Origin of the sequence: Methylotenera sp. (genome assembly GCF_029946165.1) — a bacterium.
Taxonomy (GTDB): domain Bacteria; phylum Pseudomonadota; class Gammaproteobacteria; order Burkholderiales; family Methylophilaceae; genus Methylotenera.
In genome coordinates, this window is record NZ_JAQSDZ010000027.1 from 1 (window position 1) to 11,444 (window position 11,444).

Annotated in this window: 10 protein-coding genes; 7 read left to right on the forward strand and 3 right to left on the reverse strand. The window is 39.4% G+C overall.

Annotated features, from left to right (window positions below; all coding sequences use genetic code 11):
* From PSV17_RS13835 to PSV17_RS13860, 6 genes are all read left to right on the forward strand, one after another.
* Window positions 1-899, forward strand: an 899-nt coding sequence (locus PSV17_RS13835) for a YihY/virulence factor BrkB family protein (protein ID WP_366910723.1), incomplete at its 5' end; no start/stop codon positions are given.
* A gap of 162 nt (window positions 900-1,061) precedes the next feature.
* Window positions 1,062-2,189, forward strand: coding sequence for an ABC transporter permease (locus tag PSV17_RS13840; RefSeq protein ID WP_300483726.1), 1,128 nt, complete (start codon window positions 1,062-1,064; stop codon window positions 2,187-2,189).
* Between the two features lie 5 nt (window positions 2,190-2,194).
* Window positions 2,195-2,989 carry an ATP-binding cassette domain-containing protein gene (locus tag PSV17_RS13845; RefSeq protein ID WP_300483729.1) on the forward strand — a complete coding sequence of 265 codons (795 nt, stop codon included), beginning with the start codon at window positions 2,195-2,197 and terminating at the stop codon, window positions 2,987-2,989.
* A gap of 74 nt (window positions 2,990-3,063) precedes the next feature.
* Window positions 3,064-3,975, forward strand: a complete 912-nt coding sequence (locus PSV17_RS13850; RefSeq protein WP_300483731.1) for an MlaD family protein — start codon at window positions 3,064-3,066, stop codon at window positions 3,973-3,975.
* A complete protein-coding gene (locus tag PSV17_RS13855; RefSeq protein WP_300483733.1) occupies window positions 3,972-4,646 on the forward strand; it encodes an ABC-type transport auxiliary lipoprotein family protein in 675 nt (224 codons plus the stop codon). Before PSV17_RS13850 ends, PSV17_RS13855 begins: the two co-directional genes overlap by 4 nt.
* A gap of 170 nt (window positions 4,647-4,816) precedes the next feature.
* On the forward strand, window positions 4,817-6,844 hold the full coding sequence (locus PSV17_RS13860; protein ID WP_300483734.1) for an AsmA family protein: 2,028 nt from the start codon (window positions 4,817-4,819) through the stop codon (window positions 6,842-6,844).
* 328 nt (window positions 6,845-7,172) lie between these two features.
* On the opposite strand, the gene PSV17_RS13865 is transcribed toward PSV17_RS13860, so the two are convergent.
* The 3 genes from PSV17_RS13865 to PSV17_RS13875 all read right to left on the reverse strand — a co-directional run bounded on the left by PSV17_RS13865 (window position 7,173) and on the right by PSV17_RS13875 (window position 11,021).
* Window positions 7,173-8,117 carry a hypothetical protein gene (locus PSV17_RS13865; protein ID WP_300483735.1) on the reverse strand — a complete coding sequence of 315 codons (945 nt, stop codon included), beginning with the start codon at window positions 8,115-8,117 and terminating at the stop codon, window positions 7,173-7,175.
* Window positions 8,118-8,294: 177 nt separating this feature from the next.
* Window positions 8,295-8,981: a Crp/Fnr family transcriptional regulator gene (locus PSV17_RS13870; RefSeq protein ID WP_300483737.1), complete on the reverse strand. Its 687-nt coding sequence runs from the start codon at window positions 8,979-8,981 to the stop codon at window positions 8,295-8,297.
* 627 nt (window positions 8,982-9,608) lie between these two features.
* The gene (locus PSV17_RS13875) at window positions 9,609-11,021 is read right to left on the reverse strand and encodes a CHASE3 domain-containing protein (RefSeq protein ID WP_300483739.1); all 1,413 of its coding nucleotides are present in this window, start codon (window positions 11,019-11,021) and stop codon (window positions 9,609-9,611) included.
* A gap of 120 nt (window positions 11,022-11,141) precedes the next feature.
* Here PSV17_RS13875 and PSV17_RS13880 point away from each other — a divergent pair, with 120 nt between their 5' ends.
* Complete coding sequence (locus tag PSV17_RS13880; protein ID WP_300483741.1) at window positions 11,142-11,315, forward strand: DUF1328 family protein; 174 nt, start codon at window positions 11,142-11,144, stop codon at window positions 11,313-11,315.
* Window positions 11,316-11,444: the final 129 nt, after the last annotated feature.

Sequence of the window (11,444 nt, forward strand, 5' to 3'; positions counted from 1 at the left end):
AAAGCAAAGGCTATACAGATAAGATGAAATTTCTTAAGGCGTTTGTTAAAGTATTTATAGACTCGTTTAACTCTTGGTTAGATCACCGCGGCGCCAGTAAAGGTGCCGCTCTTGCGTTCTATGCACTATTCTCGCTTGCTCCAATTTTAATACTTAGCATTGCAATCAGTGGCTTATTCTTTGGTGACGCTGCAGCTCAAGGCCAAATCATTCATCAAATAGAAAGTTTAGTGGGGCACAATGGCGCTGTCGCTATTCAAGCAATATTAGCCGCTGCTCGCGACCCTGAAAGTGGGCAATTAACTACAGTAGTCGCTATAGTGCTTTTAATGATAGGTGCCACCACTGTATTTGCTGAATTAAAAGGTACTTTAGACGAAATTTGGGGGGTAACTGCATCGAAAAACAACCCGATGAGTATCTTATTAAGAACCCGCCTATTGTCCTTTGGCATAGTATTAGTCTTAACTTTTTTGCTCTTAATTTCCTTAGTGGTAAGTGCTGTGCTAAGCGTTTTAGAGCATTATATTGGTGGCATTTGGGGAAATTCGGCAATTTTATTTAACACATTGGCGGCATTATTTTCATTCTGCGTTATTACTAGCTTGTTTGCTGTAATTTATAAAATGTTGCCTGATCAGCAGCTATCTTGGAAAGATGTCGCCATTGGGTCAATGTTTACCGCCCTTCTATTCACACTTGGTAAATACCTCATTGGCCTATATATCGGCACAAGCGCTGTTGCTTCAAGCTTTGGTGCCGCTGGTTCAGTGATTGCGATTTTGCTTTGGGTATATTATTCAGCTCAGATTTTATTTTTAGGCGCTGAATTTACTCAACAATACGCCTTACGATTTGGGAGCTTAAAGAATTCTAAACCGCATAATTCTAAAGCATAATTCTAAGGTAACTCAATAAATCCTTCCCTATTTCCTCGCCTTGTGCTTAAACTCATAAAGCTCGCCAGATTAACTGTAACTTACCAGTTGGTCTAATTGTGATTGTTCGGTAACGTACAGACCATTTCTAGGGAATTTACTACATTCTTACCAATGAAACTTATGCCTATGAATGCAGCTGCATTTTCAATGAATGCATTGCCTAATCTAGCGTTTTCTGGCGCATGGGTGACGTCAAAGCTATTCGATATGGCTGAAAAAATTCATGGCATGCCTAGGATTGCGGAGTTAAACATTATTGCTGATGGGTCTGAAATAGAAGCGCTCGATATGTCGGGAGCTTGGGTAATGCACTCAGTATTAAATCGCTTATCCACCCAAGGCAAAACTATCACTTACAAGGGCTTTAAACCTGAGTTTGCTGAGCGTCTTGAAATTGTTGCTCATGAATTTAACCGCCATGCAAATGCTTCACGTGATATTAAGATAACACCTCCAAGCTGGCTAGAGCAGATTGGTATTACTGCCACTAAAGCTTTAAAAGAGGCTAAAGATTTACTAAGTTTCGTTGGTGAAGTCTCTTTAATGATAGTGGCTAGCATTATTAACCCTTCACGCATTAGATGGCGCCCGATTTTATATAATATTCGTGAGGCTGGGTTTAACGCAATTCCTATCGTAGGCGTGCTTGCATTTTTGCTTGGCGTTGTGGTTGCTTATCAAAGTGCGGATCAGTTAAGGAACTACGGGGCCAATATTTTTGTAGTAGATCTCATTGGCATTTCAATGTTGCGTGAATTCGCACCGCTCATTGCTGCCGTAATTATTGCTGGTCGTTCAGGTTCTGCCTATGCCGCACAAATTGGCACAATGTCGGTCACCGAAGAGATTGATGCGATGCGCGTACTAGGTATCGTACCAATGGAGATGTTGGTTTTACCAAAGTTAATTGGCATGGTTATTTCCTTACCACTACTAACTGTATGGGCAGATATGCTAGGCATTTTTGGCGGCATGCTCACTGCGAAAACGCAGCTTGATGTGAGCTTTGTAGATTTTATCGGTAGGTTAGTCAAAGCAGTTGAGATGACCACCTACACGGTTGGCCTTGGCAAAGCCTTTGTCTTTGCCATCATTATCACGATGATTGGTTGTTTTCAGGGTTTTCGTACCCACGGTGGGGCAGACAGTGTCGGTCGTCAAACCACGCGTAGTGTCGTGCAGTCAATTTTTCTGGTGATCGTGGCAGATGCACTATTTTCTGTCTTGTTTAGTATTCTTAAAATTTAACTTATATGCCATCACAAGAAATCATTATTGAAGTTAGCAATGTTTCCACAAGTTTTGGGCAACATAAGGTACATGACAATGTGAGTTTAGAAGTTAAGCGCGCGGAGATTTTTGCACTCATTGGCGGCAGTGGCTCTGGCAAATCGACCTTGCTACGCGAGATGATGCTTTTGCATCGTCCTGATTCAGGGAAAATTAAGGTACATGGTGTTGATTTAACTAACATCACCGAAGCGCAAGGCCAATCTCTTAGGCAACATTGGGGCGTGATGTTTCAACATGGGGGTTTATTTGGCTCATTGACCATACAAGAAAATGTTGGGCTACCTTTGCGCGAACATACAGACTTACCAGATAGTTTGATCAATGAACTTGCTGAATGGAAACTCTCTATGGTCGGGTTGCAATCAGGTGTTTATGGGCAATATCCCTCTGAGCTTAGCGGCGGAATGCTAAAGCGCGCCTCTCTTGCACGCGCGTTAGCATTAGATCCAGATTTACTTTTTCTGGACGAGCCAACTTCAGGGCTAGACCCAATAAGTGCGGGTGAGATTGACACACTCATTCTAAAACTTAGAGACATGTTCGGGCTAACAATCTTAATGGTGACTCATGATTTAGATACTTTATGGCAAGTCTCTGACCGTGTTGCAGTACTTGCAAATACTAAAGTTGAAGCCTTGGGATCAATGCTTGAACTTTCGGTTTCTAAAGTTGAGAGTGTGAGACAATTTTTTGATGGCAAACGCGGCAGATCTGCTTATGCGCAAGAGCAGAAAATATCTGAACTCCACATTTAAAGCGCAATACGCTAACCAAGCAGAAAGAGGCTATCATCGAAAATAAAGTAAATTACGCGCTAGTAGGAGCATTTGTGCTTATTCTAGGTGCCATGTTAATTGCGGGCATACTGTGGATTGCTTCGGGTGGTATTAACCAAAAAAACTATGATACTTACTTAGCGATTGCCGACGAATCTGTAGCCGGACTTAGTATTAATGCATTAGTGAAATATAACGGCGTTGAGGTCGGCAGAGTGAGCAATATTTCGCTTGATCCAGTCAATCCGCAGCGAGTGAGACTTCTGCTGGCAATCATGAATGGAACAATGATTAAAAAAGATACCTTGGCGACTTTAAAAACGCAAGGTTTAACAGGGATTGCTTATGTTGAGTTAAGCGGAGGAGCGACGGACTCGCCGTTACTAGTGGCAATCGGTGGCGCCCCTTATCCTGAAATAAAAATGATTCCTTCATTGAGTACTCGTTTAGAAAATTTATTATCTACCGTAGCCACCAAGTTGGATCATCTTTCTGGTAGCTTTGATGGTATTAATAGCCCGGAAAATGTGAAGGCATTTTCCAGTGCATTAACTGATATTTCAACTGTGGCTCATACAATTGCGCTAAGAAAAGACAGCATAGATACTGGCATTAAACATGCGGCGAGTACATTTGCTAATGCTGATCAGGCAAGTAAAAAACTAGATTCTTTATTGCTTGATGTAGAAAAAAGTGTAAAAGCGGTTCAGTTGATGGCAAACGATACGGCTAATGCTAGTCGTGAAGTAGGTTCAGCAGCCAAAATGGTAGGCAATGATGCGCACGAATTTATCTCTGAAACTACGCCCGAAATACGCCACTTGATTACGGAGCTTAATGATCTTTCCACATCATTAAGAGGATTAAGTGAACAAACTGAACGTAACCCTGCTGGCTTTATCGCTGGACCCAGCCCAGTGCCTGAAGGACCTGGCGAATCTTCTAGAAAAGAACAAAAACCATGAAAAAAAGTACATTACCTATGAAAAAAGGTCTTTTAATAAGTTGTTTGATAATGGCCTCCGCCTATATGAGTGGTTGTAGTCAGCTAATTCCTAAAGCGACTGAACTGCCATCATTTTATCTATTGGATGGGAATAAATTAGCCACTCAAAATGAATCTAGCTCATCAAAAGATCAAGCTAAGGCAACTATAAACAAATTAGCCCAAGCAACATTGGTGGTTAATCCAAGCACCGCAGTAGCGGGTTTTACCAGCACTCGAATGGTGTATAGCCGAGTGCCATATAAGCTAGAGTATTTTGCGCATAGTCAGTGGGTCGATACACCAGCGCGCATGTTAACGCCATTGGTTCTTAATACTCTAAAAGCTAACAGTTTATTTAGCACTGTGACGCTTAGTCCTAATTCTGCAAAAAGCCGATATTCCTTAGACACTAAGATAATAAGATTACAACAGGATTTTTTCAGCCCACAAAGCAGTGAGAGGTTCACTCTTTTGATTACATTAATTGACAACACAAAGCATGAAGTCATATTAGCACGCGAAATAGATGCAGTCGTCACGGCTAAAAGTGACAATCCTTATGGTGGAGTTGTAGCAGCTAATGGGGCAGTTCAAGTGGTGCTAGAGCAGTTAGCAGCGCAATGCAATGAGGTGTTGAATCGTAAGTAGTTATTCCTTGCGAAAAGCATCTTTGCAATGGCGAATTAGCTCTTAGTAATTGCTTAAAATAGTAAAGCTAAATGCAGCTTGTCGGTTGTTATAGTTGCACTATAAATTTAAACTCAACTCTAATTAGGTTGAACTCATGTAAAGGCTAAACAGTTAAGAGAAGACAAGACATGCTTACACTCAACAAACTCACTGGCACCAAGACTAAAATTTTCAGCGCAATAGTTTTAGCGCTCATTCTTATAGTGGCTTTTTGTGAAGTCATAGGTTGGCCATTCCTCAGGCAGCCTTTAGCGCAATTCTTGCAAAACAAGCTAGAACGTACCGTTAAGATTGATAGCCCATTCAAGCTAAAACTAATTGGTGGTTTAAAGCTTCAAGCCGCAGGTTTTAGCATCTCCGCGCCACCCGAATTTGAAGTGCCATCTCTTGCTACCGCAAAAGATCTTGAACTCAAATTGCGTTATAGCGATTTATGGGGCATTAAACCTGGCGATCCTTATGTCATTAAGTCTATAAAGGCAGAACAGTTAGATGCCCATTTAAGTAGGTATTTAAATGGTAAATCTACATGGCAGTTTAATAAAAAAGAACAAGACGCTATCCGCCCTTTTCCTGTGATTAATACACTGGTGATAAGAAAAGGACAGGCTCATGTGGATGATCGTCTGACCAAAGCTGACTTAGTGATTGATTTTAATACTAATGAAGGTCAGGGAAATGCGACCCCCACCTCAAAAGTAGCCTTAAAAGGAGAGTTTCGTGAGCGTAAACTTAAAGCGGAGTTAACCACTCAGGGATTTTTGCCTATTGCTTCTCAAGATAAAAACACCCCACCCGCCTCTTCAAAAGGCTGGCTTGATTACGGAAAAGTACATGCTGATTTTGAAGGTTCAGTCGATGATCTTTTCGGCGAGCAAAATATCAAAGGTAAATTATCCACTCATGGACCTTCACTGGGTGAACTTGGCGACCTACTTAGCATAACGCTGCCTCATACTAAATCTTTCAAAATCAATGGAAAAATCGAGAGAAGTCAATACGTATGGCTTATCGATGTGGCATCGGCGCGGGTTGGGCAGAGTGATTTAAACGGTAAGTTTGAATACGATACTAGACCAGAAAGGTCATTATTGAAGGGTCAATTGGCAGGAAAACGTTTTTACCTAGTAGATCTAGCGCCAGCTTTCGGTAGTGATGATAAGAACTCGAGCAAAAGAGGTCGTATATTTCCTGACCAACCTCTGGATTTTGCTACTTACAACCGTATGAATGCCGAGATAAGCGTTAACATTGATTATGTCGATTTAGGTAAAGCTTTTAAAGCGCCCATTGCGCCTCTAAAAGCGAGTTTAAACCTAAATAAAAACAAGTTATCTTTGGCTAAAATTGATGCTAGAACTGCGCAAGGCAATATTTCTGGCGAAATATTTATTGATGCTCACGAACAAAAAGAATTAGCTAATCCTCAGCAGGAGAAAAATCTAGAACGAATAAAGGCTGACTGGGGAATTTACTTAGCCGTTAAAAATATCAACCTCGAAAAGTGGATAACCATATCGGACGCTCGGAAAAAAGAAGCTACTAAAAAGAATCAATCAGAGAACTCTCTTGCTTATGTCACTGGCCTTTTAAATGGCGAAGCTAAGCTTAAAGGTAAAGGCAATTCTACTGCGCAACTGCTACGCTCTCTTAATGGCGATCTTTCATTTTACATTCGTAAAGGTGAAATTTCACACTTGGTTGTTGAAGCTGCGGGCTTAGATATTGCACAAGCGCTCGGTCTTTTGATAAAAGGTGATCAACATATAAAAATGCAATGTGCAGTGATGAATTTTAAGGCGAATAATGGCATTATGAAATCAAATGTTGCATTAGTTGACACCCCTGTCACCACCATCGTATTAAATGGCAATATCAATATGGGTGAAGAAAAACTAGATTTAAAGATGACAGCAGAACCTAAAAACTTCTCACCTTTAACTGTGCGATCCCCGCTTGAGATAACGGGTACTTTTCTTAATCCAAACATCTCTCCAGATATTGCCCCCATTGGTGCGCGTGCTGTAGGGGCGGTTTTATTAGGTATAATTAACCCTCTTGCCGCTATTATTCCTTTTCTTGACCCTGGTAAAGTCAAGGATACCCATCAGGATGTTCTATGTAACGAAACCTTAACCCGACTAAAAAAACATTAATCTTTGTGTTGAGATTTATAAAGCGATGTGAATCTAAAGTATATATATCTAAAAATTTTATTTGGCCTGATGAATCATTCGGGAATATAGTTATGTTTTGTACAACTTCGAGGACATATGGCTCAAAAAAATAGCCTGATTGCTCAGGCTAAATTCACTAGGGTCGCAATTATCGCTAATGCACGAACAAGGCAATCAGAATAATTAAGGGAATTGGAATACCCAGAAATAATAGTAATAATGAACGCATGGTTGTCTCCTTAAAATTGAAATTATTAAAGTAAGATGTGTTTAAAGTTATGAAAAAGTGTCACGGACTTGTAACGGATTAAGCATCACGACACCGACCGCCCCAAGTTGCTGCAAGACTCGCGGAAAAGGCACCCATAAGTAATGATATGAATAGCCATAAAGTTGCATAAACTGTAGCTTTGCGTGCCTTGTCTGCAGCGGTCTTCGCCGCCATTTCTGCACTTTGTTTCTTTGTTTGAATATTGCTAAAAATATCATTAACACGTTTTTCAGCCTCAGCGTGACTCAAGCCAGTGTGTTTGGATACTAGTTGACCTAAATAAGTAAGATCTATTGGTGGTAATGCCTTTTTATCGATTGAATTGATTAAAATGCGATTAACTTCAGCCATTTGTGAAGACTGTAATGATCCCTCTTTCGCATTATTTTGGATGCTTCTTTGTCTATTTTGATCATTTGCTGCCGATGTAACGCTGGAATTTTTCCGGAACATAGAGTCAACGAAATAGCCCATCGCTCCATCAATTGTATCATTCCCCATATCAGTTTTTCCCATATGACCGACAGCAGTGCTAGTTGCCGCACCCATCGCTCCTCCAACCATATTAGCAGTGCTCTGTACACCGCCACTCACTATGCTTCCGACAACAGAAGCTAGCAAGGTTGCAGTCGCAAGTGTAGCAACCGCCCACACTAAAAACCCGTGTGCGGTGTCGCGGAAATAAACTTCGTCAACATGAGTATCCATCCACTTAGTTCGGAGCCTTCCTGCGAGAAATCCACCCATACCAGCGGCTAGAATTTGTGTGACGGTTATCCAAACAATAGTAGATATGCCGAAAGTAGAGGCGCTAACGCCTTTATATCCCCAAGGCGAAACTGAAGACAAACCTAAGCCTGCGCCTAATAACAGCAATATAAGCGATAAAGCTGCAGCAACTGTCGCCCCAGCAAAAATTGCAGCCCAAGAAATTGCACTGTTGTTAGAATTTGTTACTGGTAATACTTGATCATTGCTCATCTTTTCTCCACTCGTTTTTTAAAGTTGCAATAATTAGCTATTTCATATTGAATGAAAGCCAAGTATTGCATTTCCAGTTGCCCGTTTCTGTGTGTAAGCAAACATATGTCTTAAATTATTCAAGCTTATAATTCATTGAGAGGTATTAATCACCTCTGAATAAGGGAATAAATTAAGTCAAATATGGCAGCTCTTCTCTAAAATTCGACGATCAAGTACAGTTAAATGACCTCGTATATAACTAATTGCGCCACACTGTTGTAACTTCATGGCCGCCTGCGTGATGCTTTCACGACGCACACCCAGAATATTGGCGAGCTTTTCATGAGTTAACGCTAACTGTGTAGAATTAGTTCTATCTAATCCCAACAACAAGCGACGACTTAATTGTTGCTGTACCGACAAATGTCGTTGGCTGATAGAATTTTGAATTAGTTGCGTAATCATTTCTTGAGAATACTTTAAAAGCATTTTAAGCATTGCGTTACGTTCAAATGCCAATTTAATCAAACCTGCATCCAACATATAACCTTGCCCCGCTGTTTCAACCACTGCCTGATTGATCATTGATCGGTTAGATAAAAACAGAGAAACTCCAACCACGCCTTCTTGTCCTACAGTGAGAACCTCAGAAGATTTACCGTCTTCATTCATATACATAAATGAAACAATCGCAGTTGTTGGGAAAAACATATTTTTAGGTCTTCCGCCTGATTCGCAAATAACATGACCTATTGGTAAAGAGACTGGTTTTAAAAAGGGTTTCCAGAAACCAAGCTCATCTGGCGGCAAACTATCCAGCAAGTTATTACCCGTCAAACTCGTATCAAAGTGAGGTGTTTCTTTTTTTATTAGCGCTGTCATACATTTCGCCTCCATGGTGAGTTACGCCTATTTAGTCAGAAATGTAATATTGCGCCAGCGGATTAGGGTTTTTTAATCAGAATCTTTTCCAAAAGCTTGTAAGAAATGGATAAATTTTTTGTAGGATACTTCTGACATTGTCGATTGAGCTAACCCTAGAAAATTAGAGCTACCTTTGACAATAAAAGAAAAGAATTTCTTGAGTCGAAGAGGTGGCAGTATGTTCAACTGCAGAATTCTTATACAGCAAAAGCTAAAATTGTTTATTTACAACAATGATGGAATTAAAAAAATCCTTGCGAGGAGTATCTTCAACAATGCGCTACTTATGTAAAAATATGAGACTAATCTCTGTTTTAGCGCGTTATAAACTCTGTAGGTTTAAATACTCAACTTTACTTAGCATCCGCAAGTGCTCCTTAAGTAATAAAGTACACGAAATAGAGCAATACGAAGTATTACTCTATTCGGAATACTGGATATTACTAAAACACAGGTCTGTACGATTCCCTAAATAAATGCATTTTTAATCTAAATTACTTATTTAGACTTGAGGGTGAGTGAATCAAACCTATGTGAATGGGGAGACTGACTAAATTCTGCGGCAAGCTTTTTTGAAAACAGAGCTTAACCTTTATAATTCTTGAGAGGAATAATGATAAGACTATTGACTCCACCATCAGCACTACTAGTGATGGTAAATACTCCGCCAATACCTTGTACACGATGGCTCATACCTTTAATGCCATGTCTGGTAGAGGTCTGCAAGTTGGATACATCAAAACCTACGCCATCGTCTTGAATCTCAATTTTAAGGTTAATGGAGTCACATATGACAAATACTGAGACTTTTTTAGCCTTGGCGTATTTACTGCAATTATTTAATGTTTCTTGAATAACTCTATATGCCACTAGCGCAATGGTTTCGTCGAGCACCACATCATCTGGAGGTAAGACTAGCTCAAACTCCCACTCATTACGCTCTGCGGCGTCGTCAATCATATTCTTTAAAGCTGGCCAAAATCCAAATGATGAAATCATGGGAGGATGAAGACTTTGGACAAGTTCTCGTTTAAAAGAAATACCTTTATCAATATAACGACTGGTATTTTTTAGCTTATCTACTACTAAAGGTTGGCTATCTTTGAGCGCCTTAATCACCCAGCTAAGATCCATTTTTGTTGCAGTGAGTATAGAGCCAAGCTCATCATGAAGTTCCCTAGCAATATGCCGACGCTCTCTTTCCACATCTGCCAGATTACTTAAAGCTAATTCAGACAACATATTCCTTTGTTCATCAAGCCTTTGCTGATTAATAATATTGATTTCTGATAAAGCTAATTGAGTTTTATTTTTGTTTGCTAACTCCAGTAAGAGCTGACGGATAACCATTGAAACCAATAACATGATAAATAAAGGGACTATAAACACAGCCTTTTGAGCTATCTCTCTTGTTTTAGTGCGCTCATTAAATGCTTCTTTTAATAACTTATCATAATAGTTGAGCACACTATCCATCAGAAGATTAATTTTATTCGCCTGATACAAACCTTTATCCAATCGAGTTACATTAATTGCCATGTCTGTTTGTCCAGACTTAACTAAATCAATTGTAATATTCATTTCAGTCACTTTAGCTTCCAAGGTGACTTTAAAACTTTCTATTAATTTTTGGTCGGGTGATTTAACGCCATCCATACTTAATATAAATTTTTCTAACTCAGAAATATTAGATCTTGCGCCTTGAATTGCCTGTTTATAAAACTGTAGATAGTACAATTTCTGAGTGATGATGTACCCACGTTGGGCACTTTCGGCTTGGTATAGATTACTTTTGAACTGAGTTAGATCAACAATAATCGTTCTTATATCTCTGATTTGCGTATCTTGCGAGATAGTTTTTAGAATCCAACTATTGCTCAAGTAAATGGTAATTGTGGCAATAATTAGCGCTAAACTCAAAAAAATAATTGATTTGGCACCAACAATTACATAGCCAGCATATAGTTTATCTAGAAAATGTTTAATGGAATTCGCCATGGCTGTAAGATATATCTGACCTCTAAATCAGTAAGTTTCTCGTATTTAATTTATTTCACTACTTTAAACTGTGAATCAAGTAACCTAAGTTGTTTATGGTTAATTCATTAAGGACAAAAAATGCTTTATCTTGCATGTGTGTTTTTAGTTATATCTTTAATTGCAGGATTGTTGGGATTTAAAGGAATAGAGTCTGGCACCTCTAAGATAGCTAAAATATTCTTCTTTATTTTCATAATATTAAGCATTCTAACTATATTAGCAATTTTATTAGGTTTAAGTATAGTGTTCTAAATTAAAAGAGGAGAAAAAAATGCTTCAATATTCTATTATCTTTCTAGTGATTGCTTTAGTTGCCGCGGTCTTAGGGAGCCTGTAAATAATTCTGTGTAAATGCAGTTTGAGTGCATTAATTCAAGGGTG